Here is a 17,254-nt window from a genome sequence, read left to right on the forward strand (position 1 = left end):
ATGCGGCGCGTGTCGCGCGGCACTGAATGTGTTGAACGAGGCAAACGAATCATTGAGGAACCCGGCATGCTCAATACCCAAACCGCTCGCATTCTTTCCCGTTATAAAACCTGGGCCGACACCGTATTGTTCGACGCCACCGCCGCATTGCCGCCAGATGAAGTCGTCAAGATACGGCAGACGCTGTTCAAAACAATGATCGGCACGCTTAACCACAACTACGTGGTCGATCTGATCTGGAAGGCGCATCTCGAACGCAAGGAACACGGCTTCACCTCGCGCAACGTGATTTTGCACGCCGACCTGGAAAGCTTGCGCGTCGCGCAACAGCAACTCAACGCATGGTTCGAAAGTTGGGCCGATGCCCAAACCGACGCCTCGCTAGACGAAGAGCTTTCGTTCGCGTTCATCTCGGGCGAGCGTTCGATCATGTCGCGCGGCGCCATGTTCATGCATCTCGTGAACCACGCTTCGTATCACCGCGGCTGGGTGTGCGAAATGTTCTTCGACGTACCCGCGAAACCTCCGACCACCGACCTGCCGGTCTTTCTCTCGCGCCACCCGGAGTCTAAGTTCAAGGCGTGATCAGCTTTTGTCGATTCTTGCCCTCCCCGCTGTTCCGCCGCACGGCTGAGCGCTCCTTCACCGGGCAGCGGTTTCGCGTGTGGTTGCGGCGGCCGGATTTTGATCGACAGGATCGTGGTAGCGGCGCGTTACAGTCAATACGCTTGTTATCGAGCGTTCGCCGCCGTGCAACCAGGGTCTCCGTTTGATCCTTTCGGCCCGGGCTTGCGCTCGCCCATTGAACTCTTCGCACGTAGCGATGTACTGAAAACGTTCACCGCCCGCTTTGATAACCCGCCTTGAGCGCGTCGACTACAAGCTGGACCGCCCGCGAAGATTTTCTTCCGGTCGAATAATAGGCGTGATGCCCGACGAAGGTCGGACACCAATCTTCAAGCACCCATGCAAGCTTCCCAGCGCGGACGTATTGCTCGACCAGATCCTTCGGCACGTATGCAAGGCCAAATCCGGCAAGGGCTGCATCGACCATTTGATACACGTTGTTAAACGTAAGTTGTCCTTCGACGCGCACCTGCAACTCGCGCCGGCCTTTCGACAACTCCCAGGGCAGTAAAGAGTCCCGCGTCGGTAACCGCAGATTAATGCAGCTATGAAGAGTGAGATCTTGCGGCCTTTTTGCGTGCGGCCTCGACTGCAGGTATTTCGGCGAACCTACGATGCACATCGTCATGTCAGGCGCGATACGCACTGCGACCATGTCTTTCTCTATCTGATCGCCCAACCTTACGCCAATGTCGAAGCGATCGGCAACGATATCAGCTAGCCCGTAGTCATTCACCAGCTCGATCTTGAGATCGGGATATCGACGAAGCAAAGGCTGCAATCGCGGCCAGACAAAGGTGTTGGCGGCGTAGTCCGTGGTGGTAATCCGGACGGTGCCGCTCGGCCGATTTGTCATCCCTCGTAACGAAGCAACTTCAGCCTCGATTTCCTCGAAGCGTGGCCTGATCGCAGACAGAAGCCGCTCCCCCGCCTCAGTCAGCGAAACGCTGCGGGTCGTTCGCGTCAGCAGTTGCAGACCAATGCGTCGCTCGAGACCCGCCACGGTCCGACTCAGCGCCGATTGCGAAACACCCAGTTGCGCCGCCGCGCGAGTGAAATTGCGCTCCCGGGCAACGGTAATGAAACCGGCGAGATCGTTGAAGTCTTCGTTCATTAATGCTCCAGCGCATAAGGGCATCCCGATTTTGCCACCTAGTCCACTAGCCGGCCAAGGCTTACATTGTGGACATGTGTATTACGTTAATCGGACATCGAAGAAATCATGGAACTGAAACGCGCTGGCTCGCAGCCATCAATGAAAGGTCCCGAACAATGGTTCACCGGGACTGTTCGGATCGACCCGCTCAACGCCCCGCCGCCGCCCGCGCGAGTGTCTTGCGCCGCCGTGACGTTTGAGCCTGGCGCACGCACGGCGTGGCACACGCATCCGCTCGGTCAAACGCTCCTCGTCACCGCCGGGTGCGGCTGGACTCAATGCGAAGGCGAAGAGCGCGTCGAGATCCGCGCAGGCGACGTGATCTGGTGCCCGCCGGGCCACAAACACTGGCATGGAGCAACTGAGACCACGGCGATGACTCACATCGCGATTCAGGAAGCACTCGACGGCAAGAACGTCGAATGGCTAGAGAAAGTCACCGATGAGCAATATCGCACACCGTAATCGGCAAGCACGCCCGCAAGCACACCCCATATCGCGCCTGGTCGCAGTAGCTTGCGTGGCCGTTTTGCTGGCCGCCTGTACGAATCTGGAAAGGACGAGAAACATGCAAGATTCGCTGACAACCGTTGATTTGAAGTCGGCTTCTCCGGCGTTCGAGCGGTACACCAACCAAACAGTGCTCGACGGATTGTGGAAACGGCCGCGGCTCTCCGCACGCGACCGGAGCATTGTGACCCTGTCCGTGCTCATCGCCCGAAACCAGACCATTGAGATGCCTTTTCACTTTGGTTTAGCGCTCGATAACGGCGTGACGCCCGCGGAGATCTCGGAAATGATCGCGCATCTGGCTTTCTATTCCGGGTGGGCCAATGCAACGGCTGCTTCCGCGATTGTCAAACGCGTCTTTGATGAACGTGGCATTGGTCCCGACCAACTCGCCCCGGCCAATGTTGAACCTCTGCCGTTGGACGAAGCGGCCGAGAAACAGCGTGCGGAGATGGTCCAGGAGAATTTCGGCGCGGTTGCTCCCGGCGTCGTTCAGTACACGACGAATGCGCTGTTTCGCGATCTTTGGCTGCGTCCCGGACTCGCCCCTCGCGACCGAAGCCTCGTGACCGTAAGCGCTCTCGTTGCCAATGGTCAGGTGGCGCAGATTCCGTATCACCTGAATCGCGCGATGGACAATGGGCTGACCAACGCTGAGGCGTCTGAAATGCTGACACAACTCGCGTTCTACGCTGGTTGGCCGAATGTTTTTTCAGCGATGCCCGTATTCAAAGAGGTGTTGTTGAAGCGGTCCAGCTAAGCGTTCGGCCAAAGCGAAGAACGATCAGGCACGACCTGCAATCTGAACCGGCGCATCCGCGCGAGACCTTTCACCGCGCGGTTGTACCGCCAATCAGAGCGTACCATCCTGCCGACGCTGGCTAGCTCGCTCGATGAACTCGAACACGCCCATGCCGGCGAGCATCGCGGCCACGAAACCCCACGCCTTTGGGAGGCCGGCGCCCAGCGCGACAAGTGCCGGTCCGGGACAAAACCCCGCGAGCCCCCAACCAACGCCGAACACCGCGCTTCCCAGTACAAGTCTCAACGTCACGTTCGCGCTGGCCGGAATCTGCATGGGCAGACCCAGCAGCGACTTCTTGCGACGCTTTGCAAACGGGAACGCGATAGCGCCGACAGCTATCGCTCCTGCCATCACCAATGCAAGTGAAGGGTCCCATCGTCCCGCGAGATCGAGAAATCCCAGCACCTTTGCAGGATTGGCCATGCCAGACACCATCAGACCCACTCCAAACAGCAGGCCGGACATCATGGCCACGAGCAAACTCATCTCAGCCTCCCAGCAGATGTCTGGACACGAATACGGTCAGAAAACCGGTTGCCATGAAGATTGCCGTCGCGACAAGCGAACGAACGGAGCCACGCGAGATGCCGCAGACACCGTGGCCGCTCGTGCAACCGCTTGCGTAGCGCGTGCCGATGCCAACCATAAATCCTGCGAGAAGTATCTGGACCCACCCTGCTTCGATATCAGGCGCTATCGGGTCTCCGAGCAGGTTCGCCAGCGCAGGTGCACCGATCAACCCTGCAAGAAAAGCGATCCGCCATCCCAGCATCTTGTGTGACCCGCTCAGCAGGCCGCCGAGAATGCCGCTAATGCCCGCAATGCGCCCATTGAAGAGAACCAGCATCGCCGCTGCGGCGCCAATCATTAGACCTCCCGTCAGGGACAGGCCTGGCGTAAAACTCGCAGTATCAATCGACATGGTCAGTCCTCATCTTCAAGGGGCGCAAAACTGGTCGTAGAGCACGTTCATGACCGCAATCGCCTCCTTGCTCGCGATGGAATAGAAGATGCTCTTGCCCTCGCGGCGTGTTTCGACGAGTTCGTTGTCGCGAAGTACGCCGAGCTGTTGGGAAAGCGTAGGTTGACGTATTCCCAGTTGCTCTTCGAGGTCGCTCACGCACAACTCGCCTTGCGACAACTGGCACATCAGCAGCAACCTGTCGGGATTAGCCAGCACCTTCAACAGCGCGCAGGCTTTCTCTGCCGAGGCCTGCATCGCCGAAAAGTCGATCGGGACGGACTTCTTCCTCATTTCATCATCCTCTAATTCACACATGTACATTATATTTAAAAATATATTGTTCATGAATAGAATGAACGATCTTTGAGGAGTTCAGCATGCAGCCCACGGTTCAGCCGTACTTCGATCCGGTGACCGCACGGTCAGTTACGTGGTTTTCCAGTCCGGGCAACCGGAATGCGCGATCGTTGACCCGGTTCTCGACTATGACCCAAAGTCAGGACGCACTGCAACGACGAATGCAGACCGGGTCATCGAGTTCGTGCGCCAGAAGGCATGCACGTTAAGTGGATACTTGAAACGCACGCCCACATTGGCGACGCGTCCTCATCGTGCCTTCCGTGCAGGTCGATATGCGGGCTGGCGATCTGCCTCCTCCCGAGGAAAACGGCACCCGTTACCTTAAGATTCCCTTAAGCGTGCTTTGATGCGAACGTCAGGTTGTGGGAAGAGCGCACTGGGTCGGCACGTTCACGATGGGCTTACCGTCCCTAGAAAGCGCTTGCTGCAGACAGCGATAACGGCCTGCACTCAGAGCGAGTTGGCCTTCATGCTCGGCCTGCCTCCGCAATCTCGCTTAACGCCAGATGCTGCAACAGCATGATCGTCTTGCCGTCGACGATCTCGCCACTTCTCACGAGTTGCAAAGCGGTCCCGAGCGGCATTTCGAGCACTTCGAGATCCTCGCCCTCGTCTTCGATGCCCCCGCCATCGTTCACGCGCGTGGACGCGTCGTATTCGCCCAGATAGAAGTACAGCTTCTCGGTCACTGATCCTGGACTCATGTAGGCCTCGAAGACCTTGCGAATATTGCTCACGCGATATCCGGTCTCCTCCTCCGCTTCGAGGCGTATGCGCTCCTCCGGCGTGGCCATGTCGAGCAGACCGGCGGCCGCCTCGATCAACATGCCGTCGTGCCCGTTCACGAACACGGGCATTCGAAACTGGCGCGTGAGCACGACATTTCCTGTGCGCCGGTTATGCAACAGGATAGTTGCCCCGTTGCCGCGATCGTACGTTTCGCGGCTTTGACGTTGCCACGTACCGTCGCGGCGGAGAAAGTCGAACGTCACCTTTTTCAGCGTGTACCAATCGTCGGAGAGTGTGGTTGACTCGACGATGCGAACCCGGTCTTTCGTTGCGCTCATGGCGTCTCCAGTCGACAGCGAATGGCGCTCATGGTATCGTGCAGTTTCGTGCAATATCAAGATATTTCGTGCACATCAATGTTGACTACGCAACGTAAGAAAGCCATCCTGGATGCGCTCGCTCGCGATGGCCAGGTGCTCGCGGGAGAGTTGAGCGTTGAATTCGGCGTGTCGGAAGACACCGTTCGCCGGGATCTGCGCGAACTGGCTGCGGAAGGACTATTGCAACGCGTTCACGGCGGCGCGTTGCCCGTTTCTCCGGCGCTCGCACCGTTCGAGGCGCGCCGCGACATTGAATCAGCGGCCAAGCAGCGGATCGCGCGGCAAGCGGCCATGATGATTGCGCCCGGACAGACAGCGATCATTGACGGCGGAACCACTTCCGCATTGCTGGTCAAGTCACTGCCCGCTGATCTGCGTGCGACGATTGTCACGCACAGCCCGAGCGTCGCAACGGCGCTCGCTGAGCATCCCTGCGTCGAGGTCATCTTGATCGGCGGCCGGCTGTACAAGCATTCGATCGTTGCCGTTGGCGCCGCTGCTATGGAGGGCATCTCGCGCATCCATGCAGATTGGTATTTCATGGGAGTGACCGGCGTTCATCCACAAGCGGGCCTGAGTACAGGCGATTTCGAGGAAGCGGCGATCAAGCGCGCGCTTGCTGCGCGTGCGGCAGAAACAGTCGTGCTCGCGTCGTCGTCCAAACTCAATGCGGCGTCGCGGTTCGTCATCGGTGAGATCTCGCTCGCACAGACCATCGTGGTCGAGAAGGACGCCGACCGTGAAGTGATTAAACAGATTAAATCTGCGGGAGTCACAGTCGTGCGTGCGTAGCGGTGCCAACTAACGCCAACCGCACAAGCCTAACGCCGTCTCTCGGCCTTCAAAACAAGCTCGTTTGCGGGCTCGTCGACCAGGCTCCCGGTCGCCCGGGACTGTCAGGCGCTCCCCGCCGGATTGGTGTTGGCGGATGCCGCAACCGCCCACCTAAGCTGCCGCTCCCTGATGCGCAGGTTGATACGGTCAGACGCGAGGCGACCCAACGTGGCCAGCGCGTCACGGTGAGAATGAGGCAGCCTTCTTGGCGCCCGATCGATCACGCACAGCGAACCAAGCGCGTAACCCTGGATGTCGCGGATGTTGACGCCCGCATAGAACCGGATGTGCGGCTCGCCTGTCACCAGCGGGTTCTCGGCGAAACGCCGGTCGGCTGTTGCATCTTCCACGACGAACACGTCGTCCTGCAGGACAGTGAAGTTGCAAAACGCCCATGAACGGGGCGTCTCTTGCCGGTCGAGGCCCCAATGAGATTTGAACCATTGGCGGTCAGGTGTGAGCAGCGTCAGCAGCGCAATGGGTACCTCGAGGATCGTTGCGGCCAGCCGCGTGATCTCGTCGAACGCTTCTTCCTCAGGTGTATCGACGACGCCAGCGGCGGCGACGGCCAGCAGACGCTGCGACTCGTTAGTAGCCGGCTCCCCGCTGACCGGTCCAGTTGCAGTCCGAGCAAGCGCGCCCTTGTCGCTCAGCAACTGGCGCACTTTGCTCTGCAGCGCTTCCGCAGTCCAGCTAGCAGGAAGAATGTGCACGCGGCTGCGTGAAGCCCCCAGCATAATCAGGTCCTCACCTGTTGCATCACCTGTCACGACGATACTGGTATGGCCCAGCCCCGGATGACTGAGAATCTGTTGAACAATGCGCTGACCATCGCTGTCGCCGCCATCCAGTTCAAGGACGACGATCATGGGTAAGAGATAGCCGGCAGTGAGCAACGTTCTGAAAGTGTCGGCCTCCGCGTGCACCGTGCATTCGGGCGAGAGGCTGAGGGTATCGACGTACCGCTGAAGTTTGTGCTGTGGCACATGCACCAGAACCAGTGCGGGTCCCTGAATCCTTTCGCGCGCCAGTCGGGCCATGAGATCCATCACAGCGCTGCGGCGCACCCTCCGGTGTCCGCCTGGCGTCTTCCACGAGTCGAGAGCATTTTCTTCAATCCACGTCTGTGCTGTGCGGATCGATACGCCCAGAAGTTCGGCCGCTGCGCGCGTGGTGATGATGGGGTCTTCCATGTCTATTCGTGTTTTGGCCGCGTTGTGGCCGCGTTGTGGCCGCGTTGTGGCCGTAGTGACGTTGGCAAGAGGATATGTCATGTGAGCGGTTGACGGGTAGAAGCGCCAGTCACCCATTCGGGAAACCGCGAAGGCATCTATTGCGATGCATCTTCTGCACACTCAAGGTCCGCTTCCTGAGAGTCCAGAATCGGGCGCCCTTTGAGCCAGAGGCCGAACTCGCGCATGACTTCGATGACTGGCTTTAGCCGTTCACCGTCACTCGTGAGTCGATACTCGACTTTCACGGGGACCTCTGCAAAGACCGTCCGCTGAATCAGCCCCGCTTGTTCCAGTGCCCGCAAGTCGAGCGTCAACATGCGCTGCGATATCCCCGGCACATCGCGGCGAAGCTCATTGAAGCGCTTCGGCCCCTCCACCAGGTAGGACACCAGCAGCAAACGCCAGCGCCCACCTAGCAGACGCATGGCCTCTTCGATTGAACATCCCGTTGCACTCTGCCTCATTGCTTTTCTGTCCGGTATAGTTTTTGTACCTATATCACAAACTTCTGCCTTCTTCTTTTTTTAGCCTTTGCGCGGGATACTTCTCGCCACATGATCATTAAAGGAAGACCGCATGAAGCTGTATCACGCGCCTGGAAGTTGTTCGCAAGCAATCTGCATCGTATTGCAGGAGACGGGGCTCAATGCCGATGTCGTCACGGTCGACGCGCGGCGCCATTTGCTGCCGGACGGGACGAGCTATTACGATGTCTCCGAGCTTGGCTACGTGCCGCTTCTGGAATTGCAGGACGGCACATTTCTGCGTGAAGGTACCGTCATCGCTCAGTACCTTGCTGACCAGTCGCCGGAATCAAAACTCGCGCCCGCTCATGGTTCGATTGAACGCTACAGGCTGCTCGAATGGCTCAACTTCCTGAGCACCGAAATCCATAAGGGCTTCATTCCGCTGCTTTATGCGGTGGCTGCGGGAAAGTGGGTCGATACCGCGAGGCCAAAGCTCGAAAGCAGATTCGGCTGGATCGACGGTCAATTAAACGGTAAGCGGTTTTTGATGGGCGACAGCTTTACGATTGCCGATGCTTACCTTTTCGCACTGACAGGATGGGGCACCGCCTCGTGGATGAAATCGGTGTACCACGCGAATATCGACCTCGGTCCGTATCGCCACCTGCAGGCGTGGTATCAGCGAATCAGGGATAGACCGGCCGTCCAGCGGGTGCTGCGGGAAGACGGGTTGCTGGCAGACTGAGCGACAACAATCGACGTATGCCACGCGTGGCGCTCCTGAACTGGCCGGTGACCGAAGCCCATAGTGTTCAGCCGTACTTTTGTTGTTCGAACTCCGGCAGCCGGGCCGAAGCAGGACAGGCTGGCGTGACCCGTTACAAATTCTCTTCGGAGAATGTCGATTTTCGATCATCAGGTTCGTCGTAGGTGTATGTCCCACCCAAAGGAACTCCCATGAAATACCTCGGCCTGGCCTACTTCACCCCCGAAAAATTCGCCGCCATGACACCAGAAGCTGTCAAGTCTCTGGTGAGCCAATGCCCCGCATTGGACGAGAAGATGCGGGCTACCGGAAAGGTTCTGATTTCCGCGTCGCTGGGCGATCTGGACAAATGGAGCACGCTTCGCCCGCTCAGTGGCAAGACGCACGTCACGGACGGGCCCTACACGGAATCGAAGGAAGTCGTGGGCGGCCTGTTCATCATCGAGGCGGATAGCCGTGACGAAGCGTTGCGCATCGCGTCCATGCACCCGGCCGCCACACTGGGCGAAGAAGGCGGATGGGCGGTCGAGCTTATTCCGTTCGATTTCTACCTGGGCCCTTGACGGGCTTACCAACACGCGTGAAAGCAGCAAGGGGCGTCGCGGGTCGAAAGCCGGACGCCCCACCCTGTTGGCGCACTGGCACTCACCAAGGTATAGCCTTGTTGTAGCGATCGGTGAAGCGCAGACCCGGGACCCCGAAGTTTGCCTCGATCATGTCCACGACAAGCGGAATGCTTTCAGAAATATCCAGCGTCGCATTGCTGCCGCCCATGTCGGTTCGAACCCAGCCCGGGGCCACAAGAAGGAGCGCGCGGTTGTCTTGAGGATGACGTTGCGAGAAGGCTTTCATCAGCATGTTCAAGGCTGCCTTGCTCGAACTGTACAGTTCCCAGAACCCGGCGGAGTTCTCGATGCTTCCGATTTCGGACGACATCACAGCGATTACACCGTTTTCCGCGACGAGGTTGTGGAACATTTCGACAATCCGCATCGGACTGAGCGCATTGGTGAGCATCATGTCGAGAAAGTCGCTTTCGTCCACCTGCAACGGTGTGAGTTCGTTTGCCTTACAAACGCCCGCGTTGAGAAATAACACGTCAAGCTTGTGACCATTGAGGCGTTCATAAAGCGCCCTTACCGATTCCAGGTCCACTACGTCTACGGTTTCGGTCGTCACTCTCCCCGAGCATTGCGCCTCCAGTTCTGCCAGCTTTGGAGACGATCCTCGCGACGTGGCGATTACGTTGTACTGGCGTCTACTGAACTCCGACGCAAGTGCCAGGCCGAGTCCGCGGGAAGCACCAATGATCAGTGCTGTTTCGTCAGTTGCCATCGTATGTGCGCTCCTTGAAGAAAAGACTAGCCATGTGTCGTCTCATGGAGACACCGAGCGCGAGTTTTGCGCGTTTGAAGAAGCTACCGCTCACGTGATGTGCAGTCCAGCACGTTGCCGTCATTGCAGAAATGACTGGCTGACATGCTTCAGTTGGACGCGAAGCGCCACTCACATCCGGGAGTGCCGTCGCCCAGCAGCTACGCGTTCCGGAAGAAAAGGCGAGATCAACCGTTGATAAGTGCCTGCGCCCAGTTGGGCGCGCGGAACTTTACATATCCAGTGGATGCGCTGACTAGCGGGACGGAAACGTCGGCGACACCCTCTTTCGCGACAAAGCGGCAACTCGCTACAAGCGGACCCAAAGGCTTCATTGCTCCAGGGCTTTCTGTATTTGATCTGCCCCGAACACCGGCTCGCCGCGTCGCGTGACGCTCCCGACGCTCATTCAAGCGGCGTGATTCAGTGCCCGGTGACTTGCCATCTGAGAACTGGGTGCGAGGATAAGGGAGGCATCACCCACGCGCCAGTCGGTCCGAAGTCCCAGCCGACAAAACTGGCCGGGTCGCTCATCTGCGCAGTGGTCAGGCCGTTCGACTCCGGCAACTGCGGGCCGGTCCCCGCGCTGGCGGTTCGGGTCGTCGTCTGTTTGTCCCAATAGACGTTCGTTGATATCCCTGCGCCAGCCGCTGGGGCGTTGTAGGCGGCGATAGCGCCGAAACTGGTTGACGTATCCGGCGGGCTGCAGCAATAACCTTGAACCAGAGCCGCCGCGAACGACTGCTCAATTGTTCCCGAGTTCGAATAGGCGATGCCGCCCGCGCTCACACCCCCATCCGCGATAGCAGTCGAATAGGATTGCGAGACGATTCCGGAGTTGCCGCCAATCAATCCGCCCGCATTGCCATGGTAGCCGGCACTCACATCTCCGTTTGCGTAGGATTGCAAAACGGTCCCGGTATTGGTACCGACAAGTCCACCCAGAAGACCAGCCGAACCGACGAACGCGCTGCTCGACGAGCGCTCGATCAACCCGTCGTTCCGCCCGACCAGTCCGCCGGTCGTCGCACCTTCGAACGATGCGGTGCCGCGCCCCCCGCTCGTATAGCTGTACGCGATGATGCCCTGGTTCAGCCCGGCCAGAATGCCGAACGCAATTCCTGCTGGAGAGTAGGTATTGGTGCTGAGATAGGCGTTCGTCATCCCGACATTGCGCACGACTCCTGTCGGACCGATTACACCGAACAGTCCTACCGCCGGCATCAAACCTCGATCGGATTGTGAAAACCTGTCAATCACGTGACCCAAGCCGTCGAACTGGCCGGAGAAAGGCGTAGCGGCATTACCGAGCGAAGAGAAAGCGAATGACGTAATGGTTGCGCTCGCGTCGAGATCCTTGCCTAGCGCGTAATTGCCTGCGAGGTCGAGCGAGATGTTCTGCAGATCGCTCAATGAATTGACCAGCTTATAGCCGGTTATCTGCGTGACGAGGCCGCTATACGGAGCGGCTGTCCATGCTGCGTTCGCAAGGTTCGTCCCCGGAGTGTAGCTGCCGTTCATGTCGTAAAACGCACGGACGATGCCGGTACTCTTCGACCAATCCAGCGTGCCGTTGTTGATGACGCTGCCGCCGTTGTCGACGGCGGATGCGTCGGCGCGCAAGCTCAGATTGCCTGCACCATCGTTCGCGATGGTCGTACCCGCGGCGATCGAGACGTCGTGGTATGCGGCAAGCGTGAGCGAAGCGGGACCGCGCCAGCGCACGCTCGATGCGATACCCAGGTCGCCGGTCGCGCCGTTGGCACCCGTCGTGCTGATATCGACCGAGGTGCCCGAGCTCAGACTACGCTGCAAAGCATGCGCAGCGTCGCCATCGATCGTAAAGCTTGGCGTCGAGAGATTCCACTCACCTGCATTCACCACCGCGTGCCTGCCCAACTCCAGTTGTGCCGCTTGCGTGTCGACGATTCCGCCGCTGCCGTCAGCGTTGCTTGCGGCGACCTTGCCGAGTTGTTCGACACGGCCGCTGTCAGCGACGAGCCATACGTGGCCGTCGCGGCTCGCGGTGCCCGTCGCGCGGATGCGCGTGCCCCTGCCAGCCAACGCATACACGTTGCCGTCAGCGGCCTGCAAGCTGACCTGCGCGGCGGCTATTCGCCCCTTGTTGACGACCGTACCCTGACTGCCTGTCTGCACGAACACCTGCTTGCTGCCGGCGGAGTCTTGCAGCAGCACCTGCTCGCCCGCAGCCAGTTCCGCCGTGCCGTTGAGCGCGGCGACGGTGCCGGCGTTAATGACGTTATGCCGCGCAATCAGGAACACATCGCCGCCGCTCGAACTGATCTTGCCGAGATTAATCACGGCTGCGTTCGAGGTGCCCGATAGCGTGAGCGAGCCGCTGCCCTGCATGAAGGCGTCGTTGCAGATGTCCAGCGTCGACGCCACGAAGCGTCCGCCGGTTGTGATAACGCCCGATGGTCCAACGACGATGCCCTGCGGATTGATCACATAGACGCTGCCCGTCGCATTCAGCCTGCCGAAGATGGCAGACGGTGAACCGCCCGTCACCCGGTTCAGCGTCGCGCCGGAGCCGTTCTCGAACGTCACGCTGTTGGTCTTGCCGATCGAAAAGCTGTTCCAGTCGATCACCCCGCGCGTTGAACCCGGCTGAGTAATCAGGAGCCCGTTGCCCTGACCTGCTATCGCGCCGGTGCCGGCCACATAAGTGCCGCCTTGTGGAAGGCTGCCCGCCGCGAGTGCCACAGGTGTCAGGGATAGTTCAGTCAGCGAAATGCCGATGGCCAGCAGGAAGCCCGCGTTTGCGTCTCGACGCCGCAGTGCGCGTCGCGCAGGCCGAGGTAGTTGAGGACGTGACATACACCCCCTTTTTCCGCCTGTCAGCGGAAGGGCTGCAGATGACCAGCAGAGCCGAGCGCACATGCGTTGGCCACAACGTCTGAAGAATAGCTGCTGGCCCTGCCCACGCCTGCCGATATCTCTGCGTTTTACGCCTTTTGTCGTTGCGGTTGTGGCCGCATTTCCTGTGGAGGCCCTGCCGGCGACTCAATCGGTGTCACGCCAATCGCTCATCGCGAGCATTGAAACGATTCGGCCCGATTGACGTCGCCACCTACGTACCGCGGCCACTCCGGGTAATCGCACAGCGGCCGCGTGCGGCCAGGCACGCCAGCGGTATCGGTCGTTACCTGCGCGACAGGGGCCTTGCCTCTCTCGGCCCACTGCTCGAGCGCGGACAGTGAATCCCAGGTCGCGTTGAAGGTACTGCTCACCGCATGGCCCATTCCTGGAATTTCATAGAAGCGTACGAAGGAATCGACTTGACGGATGCCGAACTGCTCTTGTAGCCGCCGATAGTATTCCTCGGTCGCGCGCGTACTGACCAGAACATCGGCTAATCCATGCACCAGGAGCAACTTCCCGCCGTGCCTCCTGAAAGCCGAGATGTCCGTGCTTGCATCGAGCTGCGAACTCAGTTCACTAATACGGTTCGCCCACACGCCTGGCTGCTCGGGGTCGATCGACAGTGAATTGAAGTCAGGGTCACGCGTCACGGCATACTTGAACCACTGGTCGGTTAGAACGCTGATGTATGGCGCCGTTGCGGGCATGGGGTTGGCCGGCTGGGACGTTCCGAAAGCGAGAAACGTGACCACGGGCTCGACTGGCGAACTACGTGTGGTGATGCCCAGGTCCGCTCCCCAGACGTTGTACCCGGGGTATTGAGTTTCACCGCTCACGAGCCGGAAGCGAAAATGCGTTGTCGAGTTTATTGTTTTCAACGCCTCGATTTGTGGGTCCGAAAGGCAATTGTCGCCGGTGTCCGCGCCGTTCCGGCAACGCAGCGGAGCGCCGTTCAACGTAGCGGTAACCGGATCGAACCGGGCGTTACACTGCTGCTGGTCGCTGATAAGCCCGTCGGCAACGCCGTCGAGCGAGTCGCATGCCTGCATCGCCGCGTCGTACAGCGCTTTGCGTTTGCCAACGGAAAGGTAGGCACCGGGTTTCGCGAGCGCACGGTTCATGCGTTGACCGCCGAGCAGCGCAGCAGCGTCGTCCCACGCGGGATACCATGCAATCGCACCGTCCCAATCGGACGGCCAGCGCTGAATCGCTGTCACGGCTTCGCGGCCGCCGGTCGATCCGCCGGCGAAATAGGCCTTATGCGGCCAATGCCCATACCGGGCCTTGATGATGGCGAGCGCCGCGTCGTGCGTCTTCTTCAACGCGTCACCGCCAAAATTTCTCACTGCCTCGTCGTTCAAGCCGAAGCGTCCGTCCTGTGAGCCGAGCGCGTTGGCCTGATGGCCCGAGTCGCTCGCAAAGGTTGCGTAGCCGCGGCCAAGCGGCACCAGTTCGTCGACCGGGCCATTCGGTACGTTCCCGGTTATGTCGGGGATGGTGCCGTCGAAACCACCACCGCCGAACATGACGATCTTGCCGTTCCATTGCGCAGGCAGTCCGACCTTGAACTGGATGTCGGGCGCGGATCTGTCGAGCGGAGATATCTTGCCTGTGACCTCGCAGTAATCCGGTAAAGCTTTTGCGCCAGTCCCGCTCGCAGCAACCGGCTTGACGGAAACCACGGTCGCGCCGGAAGTGGACAAGCTGATTTCGAATGGAGGGACGACAAAGCCTTGAAGACGTTCGCAGGCGGCTACGGGCCCCGCAGGCGGTCTCGCGGCGCCGGTGGCTGCCGAGGCCGCCGATGTCAGCCAGAACGCGCCCACGGCCGCTATCTTCAAGATACGAGTATCAAGTGAAATCATGCTGTCTCCGTTATGAGAACGCCATACTCGCCGTCTGGGCGCTCGCCTCGCCACACGCATCGATAACGCTTTCACCACAGCCAGATTCAGATCGCGTTGCCGCCGCCGGGGCTCCACTCACGCCACATTCGACAATTTAACGGCGTCGAATATTTACTTCGTATATCTAACTATGAACTCGTGCGCTTATGCCGAACGCACGGCCCTGCGCGCGACATTGGTGCGCCGCGTCATGCCTATGACCGATCGCAGCCCGATCCAACGGACTGTTGTGCGAGTGATAGTAGTGTGGATGCAGTTCACCACGTAAGGTCTTTTCCGGACAGCCAGTGTCCTTCAGAGACATTTCGTGTAGACAGGAAGTGCTCTCGACCAGACGCGGGTGTCTGGCTTCCAGGTTGAACGGAGCCTGCACTAACCGAGAAGCGACAGGTCCATACGACGCAAGCGGTCACCACTGACACCGTACACGGTGTCAGTGGGAGCAGCATGACGTTCAACAGCCCGATTGCGGGATTGCGCGCGATACAGAGCTTCGGATGTAGAAAGGCCGGCGCCCCTTCAACGCAGTTTTCCTACACGAGCAAGCAAAGCGGCCCCACCTCGAATCGCGCTATCCAGCACACGCCTCGCGCAGCGCCTGTAAGAAGCGCACGTATGCCGTTGCTCCGGGGTCCGCATGGCCGATGCTTCGTTCCTGCACCCACGCGGCACGGCCTTTTCTCGATTGAATGGAGGCCGTAGCGGCGACGCCTTCCTGCGCCGTTGCGATCATCGCGTCGAGAAGCTCGACGGCGCTTCCTTGCGATGCCTCCAGCGTATCGAGGCTCGGCAGCAGCGCATCGAGCACCGTCTTGTCGCCGAGCTGACTCTTGCCGCGTTCGACGATGCGACCCGCCACCGCGCGCCCAATCGCCAGGGCTTCGGCGCGCCCCACCCCTTGTACTCCGGGCACCGCCTTGGCAGCAGCAAGCAGACCGCCGCCCACGAGTGCCGCGAACGTGGACGGGTTGGCGGTCGAGAAGGCCTTCCCCGCGGCCAGCAGCACATCGCTGAGCGACGCGCCGTCGGGCAATGCGGCAAGCGCATTCACGACCGCTGCCGATCCCGCGCGAACCGTGATGCCGAGATCGCCATCGCCCAAGGCGGCATCGAGGTCGCGCAGTTCGTCGGCGTGAGCGGGAAGCGCATTCAATGCACGCGTCAGAAGCTCGCGCAGTTCGTTGTTGGATACACTCATCGCATGCCTCGTCAGGATGGCGTGCCGTCGCGGAAGAACGGCGAATTTGCCGGTGCTTCGAGCAGCGCCTGAAGTTCGTCGTCGAGCAGCATCACAGTAATGGATGCGCCCGCCATCTCGAGACTCGTCACATATTCGCCGACATACGAGCGCGCCACCTTCAATCCGCGATCCGCGATAAGTCGCGCCGAACGTCGATAAAGCAGATAGAGCTCTTCCAACGGCGTCGCGCCGAGTCCGTTGACGAGTAACGCAACGCGCGAGCCTTTCTCCGCATCCAGATCGTCGAGAATCTCACGCGTGATGCGTTCAGCAATGGCATCCGCGGATTCGAGGTTGCCGCGGTGCGTGCCGGGCTCGCCATGAATACCAATGCCGATCTCCATCTCGCCTTCGGGCAGGGTGAAGGTCGGTTTGCCGGCAGCGGGCAGGATCGTCGGCGACAGGCCGACGCCCATGGTGCGGCAATTGGCATTGGCCTTGCCGCAGATACGCGCCACTTCGTCCAGCGAATCGCCGCGCTCCGCCGCGGCGCCCGCGCATTTGAAGGCGAACAGCATGCCCGCCACGCCGCGCCGGTCCGCGGCACGTTCCTTGGGCGCCGAGGCCACGTCGTCGGTCAGCACGACCGTCTGGATCTCGATGCCGTCCGGCTCGGCCAGGTCGGCCGCAAGATCGAAGTTGAGCACGTCGCCACCGTAGTTCCCATACACGTAGAGCACCCCGGCGCCGCCATTCACAGCCTTCGTTGCTTCCAGTATCTGCTCGGCGGACGGCGATGAAAAAACGTTGCCCACCGCGACGCCGCTGCACAAACCCTCGCCCACATAGCCGAGAAAGCCGGGCAGATGACCCGAGCCGCCGCCCGTCACGATGCCCACGCGCCCCGCTTTCGGCGCGTCCTTGCGTACCAGCGCCCGCTTGTCCGCAGTTGCGCTTTTGATCCATGCCGGATGGGCGATAAGCAGGCCTTCGATGATTTCATCGACAAAGGCATCGGGTTCGTTGATGATTTTTTTCATGTCGTGCTCCTCCGGTTCGGGGTGCTTTCACAGAATG

The 17,254-nt window shown here is 60.0% G+C and carries 18 protein-coding genes; 6 read left to right on the forward strand and 12 right to left on the reverse strand.

Annotated features, from left to right (window positions below):
• Positions 1 to 66 precede the first annotated feature (66 nt).
• Positions 67 to 585: a DinB family protein gene (locus H281_RS0113860; protein WP_027804577.1), complete on the forward strand. Its 519-nt coding sequence runs from the start codon at positions 67 to 69 to the stop codon at positions 583 to 585.
• Positions 586 to 838: 253 nt separating this feature from the next.
• Here the strand turns inward: H281_RS0113860 and H281_RS0113865 are convergent, their stop codons facing one another.
• Positions 839 to 1,741: a LysR family transcriptional regulator gene (locus H281_RS0113865; protein ID WP_020067716.1), complete on the reverse strand. Its 903-nt coding sequence runs from the start codon at positions 1,739 to 1,741 to the stop codon at positions 839 to 841.
• A gap of 108 nt (positions 1,742 to 1,849) precedes the next feature.
• Between H281_RS0113865 and H281_RS0113870 the strand changes: the two genes are divergently transcribed.
• Positions 1,850 to 2,248 (forward strand): (R)-mandelonitrile lyase, encoded by a 399-nt coding sequence (locus H281_RS0113870; protein ID WP_020067717.1) that lies wholly within the window; start codon positions 1,850 to 1,852, stop codon positions 2,246 to 2,248.
• Between the two features lie 103 nt (positions 2,249 to 2,351).
• A complete protein-coding gene (locus H281_RS0113875) occupies positions 2,352 to 3,053 on the forward strand; it encodes a carboxymuconolactone decarboxylase family protein (protein ID WP_020067718.1) in 702 nt (233 codons plus the stop codon).
• 93 nt (positions 3,054 to 3,146) lie between these two features.
• On the opposite strand, the gene H281_RS0113880 is transcribed toward H281_RS0113875, so the two are convergent.
• The 4 genes from H281_RS0113880 to H281_RS0113895 all read right to left on the reverse strand — a co-directional run bounded on the left by H281_RS0113880 (position 3,147) and on the right by H281_RS0113895 (position 5,489).
• Complete coding sequence (locus tag H281_RS0113880) at positions 3,147 to 3,584, reverse strand: DUF6691 family protein (protein ID WP_020067719.1); 438 nt, start codon at positions 3,582 to 3,584, stop codon at positions 3,147 to 3,149.
• 1 nt (position 3,585) lies between these two features.
• Entirely contained in the window at positions 3,586 to 4,020 is a 435-nt protein-coding gene (locus tag H281_RS0113885) for a YeeE/YedE family protein (protein WP_027804579.1), read from the reverse strand.
• A gap of 15 nt (positions 4,021 to 4,035) precedes the next feature.
• Positions 4,036 to 4,353, reverse strand: coding sequence for an ArsR/SmtB family transcription factor (locus H281_RS0113890; protein WP_027804580.1), 318 nt, complete (start codon positions 4,351 to 4,353; stop codon positions 4,036 to 4,038).
• A gap of 536 nt (positions 4,354 to 4,889) precedes the next feature.
• On the reverse strand, positions 4,890 to 5,489 hold the full coding sequence (locus tag H281_RS0113895) for an NUDIX domain-containing protein (protein ID WP_020067722.1): 600 nt from the start codon (positions 5,487 to 5,489) through the stop codon (positions 4,890 to 4,892).
• Positions 5,490 to 5,567: 78 nt separating this feature from the next.
• On the opposite strand from H281_RS0113895, the gene H281_RS0113900 reads away from it, so the two are divergent.
• Positions 5,568 to 6,323, forward strand: coding sequence for a DeoR/GlpR family DNA-binding transcription regulator (locus H281_RS0113900; RefSeq protein ID WP_027804581.1), 756 nt, complete (start codon positions 5,568 to 5,570; stop codon positions 6,321 to 6,323).
• A gap of 104 nt (positions 6,324 to 6,427) precedes the next feature.
• Here H281_RS0113900 and H281_RS0113905 read toward each other — a convergent pair whose 3' ends face one another.
• On the reverse strand, positions 6,428 to 7,558 hold the full coding sequence (locus H281_RS0113905; protein WP_020067724.1) for a GAF domain-containing protein: 1,131 nt from the start codon (positions 7,556 to 7,558) through the stop codon (positions 6,428 to 6,430).
• A 137-nt stretch (positions 7,559 to 7,695) separates the two neighbouring features.
• Positions 7,696 to 8,064 carry a winged helix-turn-helix transcriptional regulator gene (locus H281_RS34645; RefSeq protein ID WP_051120963.1) on the reverse strand — a complete coding sequence of 123 codons (369 nt, stop codon included), beginning with the start codon at positions 8,062 to 8,064 and terminating at the stop codon, positions 7,696 to 7,698.
• 112 nt (positions 8,065 to 8,176) lie between these two features.
• On the opposite strand from H281_RS34645, the gene H281_RS0113915 reads away from it, so the two are divergent.
• Together H281_RS0113915 and H281_RS0113920 are read left to right on the forward strand one after the other, a co-directional pair.
• The gene (locus tag H281_RS0113915; RefSeq protein WP_020067726.1) at positions 8,177 to 8,812 is read left to right on the forward strand and encodes a glutathione binding-like protein; all 636 of its coding nucleotides are present in this window, start codon (positions 8,177 to 8,179) and stop codon (positions 8,810 to 8,812) included.
• Positions 8,813 to 9,024: 212 nt separating this feature from the next.
• Entirely contained in the window at positions 9,025 to 9,396 is a 372-nt protein-coding gene (locus H281_RS0113920) for a YciI family protein (protein WP_020067727.1), read from the forward strand.
• An 82-nt stretch (positions 9,397 to 9,478) separates the two neighbouring features.
• Here H281_RS0113920 and H281_RS0113925 read toward each other — a convergent pair whose 3' ends face one another.
• From H281_RS0113925 to H281_RS0113945, 5 genes are all read right to left on the reverse strand, one after another.
• Positions 9,479 to 10,168, reverse strand: a complete 690-nt coding sequence (locus H281_RS0113925; RefSeq protein ID WP_020067728.1) for an SDR family NAD(P)-dependent oxidoreductase — start codon at positions 10,166 to 10,168, stop codon at positions 9,479 to 9,481.
• A gap of 462 nt (positions 10,169 to 10,630) precedes the next feature.
• Positions 10,631 to 13,045: a two-partner secretion domain-containing protein gene (locus H281_RS0113930; RefSeq protein WP_020067729.1), complete on the reverse strand. Its 2,415-nt coding sequence runs from the start codon at positions 13,043 to 13,045 to the stop codon at positions 10,631 to 10,633.
• A 209-nt stretch (positions 13,046 to 13,254) separates the two neighbouring features.
• A complete protein-coding gene (locus H281_RS0113935) occupies positions 13,255 to 14,955 on the reverse strand; it encodes a tannase/feruloyl esterase family alpha/beta hydrolase (RefSeq protein WP_020067730.1) in 1,701 nt (566 codons plus the stop codon).
• A 613-nt stretch (positions 14,956 to 15,568) separates the two neighbouring features.
• The gene (locus tag H281_RS0113940) at positions 15,569 to 16,195 is read right to left on the reverse strand and encodes a DAK2 domain-containing protein (RefSeq protein ID WP_020067731.1); all 627 of its coding nucleotides are present in this window, start codon (positions 16,193 to 16,195) and stop codon (positions 15,569 to 15,571) included.
• An 11-nt stretch (positions 16,196 to 16,206) separates the two neighbouring features.
• Complete coding sequence (locus tag H281_RS0113945; protein ID WP_020067732.1) at positions 16,207 to 17,217, reverse strand: dihydroxyacetone kinase subunit DhaK; 1,011 nt, start codon at positions 17,215 to 17,217, stop codon at positions 16,207 to 16,209.
• Positions 17,218 to 17,254: the final 37 nt, after the last annotated feature.

This window comes from Paraburkholderia caledonica (genome assembly GCF_000383275.1).
Taxonomy (GTDB): Bacteria; Pseudomonadota; Gammaproteobacteria; order Burkholderiales; family Burkholderiaceae; genus Paraburkholderia; species Paraburkholderia caledonica.

What these genes read in the sequence shown, in the direction of transcription:
- H281_RS0113890 (WP_027804580.1), bottom strand. Translation starts at nt 4,353, where the DNA reads ATGAGGAAGAAGTCCGTCCCGATCGACTTTTCGGCGATGCAGGCCTCG.
- H281_RS0113925 (WP_020067728.1), bottom strand. Translation starts at nt 10,168, where the DNA reads ATGGCAACTGACGAAACAGCACTGATCATTGGTGCTTCCCGCGGACTC.
- H281_RS0113875 (WP_020067718.1), top strand. Translation starts at nt 2,352, where the DNA reads ATGCAAGATTCGCTGACAACCGTTGATTTGAAGTCGGCTTCTCCGGCG.
- H281_RS0113930 (WP_020067729.1), bottom strand. Translation starts at nt 13,045, where the DNA reads ATGTCACGTCCTCAACTACCTCGGCCTGCGCGACGCGCACTGCGGCGT.
- H281_RS0113920 (WP_020067727.1), top strand. Translation starts at nt 9,025, where the DNA reads ATGAAATACCTCGGCCTGGCCTACTTCACCCCCGAAAAATTCGCCGCC.
- H281_RS0113880 (WP_020067719.1), bottom strand. Translation starts at nt 3,584, where the DNA reads ATGAGTTTGCTCGTGGCCATGATGTCCGGCCTGCTGTTTGGAGTGGGT.
- H281_RS0113870 (WP_020067717.1), top strand. Translation starts at nt 1,850, where the DNA reads ATGGAACTGAAACGCGCTGGCTCGCAGCCATCAATGAAAGGTCCCGAA.
- H281_RS34645 (WP_051120963.1), bottom strand. Translation starts at nt 8,064, where the DNA reads ATGAGGCAGAGTGCAACGGGATGTTCAATCGAAGAGGCCATGCGTCTG.
- H281_RS0113900 (WP_027804581.1), top strand. Translation starts at nt 5,568, where the DNA reads ATGTTGACTACGCAACGTAAGAAAGCCATCCTGGATGCGCTCGCTCGC.
- H281_RS0113940 (WP_020067731.1), bottom strand. Translation starts at nt 16,195, where the DNA reads ATGAGTGTATCCAACAACGAACTGCGCGAGCTTCTGACGCGTGCATTG.
- H281_RS0113915 (WP_020067726.1), top strand. Translation starts at nt 8,177, where the DNA reads ATGAAGCTGTATCACGCGCCTGGAAGTTGTTCGCAAGCAATCTGCATC.
- H281_RS0113860 (WP_027804577.1), top strand. Translation starts at nt 67, where the DNA reads ATGCTCAATACCCAAACCGCTCGCATTCTTTCCCGTTATAAAACCTGG.
- H281_RS0113865 (WP_020067716.1), bottom strand. Translation starts at nt 1,741, where the DNA reads ATGAACGAAGACTTCAACGATCTCGCCGGTTTCATTACCGTTGCCCGG.
- H281_RS0113945 (WP_020067732.1), bottom strand. Translation starts at nt 17,217, where the DNA reads ATGAAAAAAATCATCAACGAACCCGATGCCTTTGTCGATGAAATCATC.
- H281_RS0113895 (WP_020067722.1), bottom strand. Translation starts at nt 5,489, where the DNA reads ATGAGCGCAACGAAAGACCGGGTTCGCATCGTCGAGTCAACCACACTC.
- H281_RS0113905 (WP_020067724.1), bottom strand. Translation starts at nt 7,558, where the DNA reads ATGGAAGACCCCATCATCACCACGCGCGCAGCGGCCGAACTTCTGGGC.
- H281_RS0113885 (WP_027804579.1), bottom strand. Translation starts at nt 4,020, where the DNA reads ATGTCGATTGATACTGCGAGTTTTACGCCAGGCCTGTCCCTGACGGGA.
- H281_RS0113935 (WP_020067730.1), bottom strand. Translation starts at nt 14,955, where the DNA reads ATGATTTCACTTGATACTCGTATCTTGAAGATAGCGGCCGTGGGCGCG.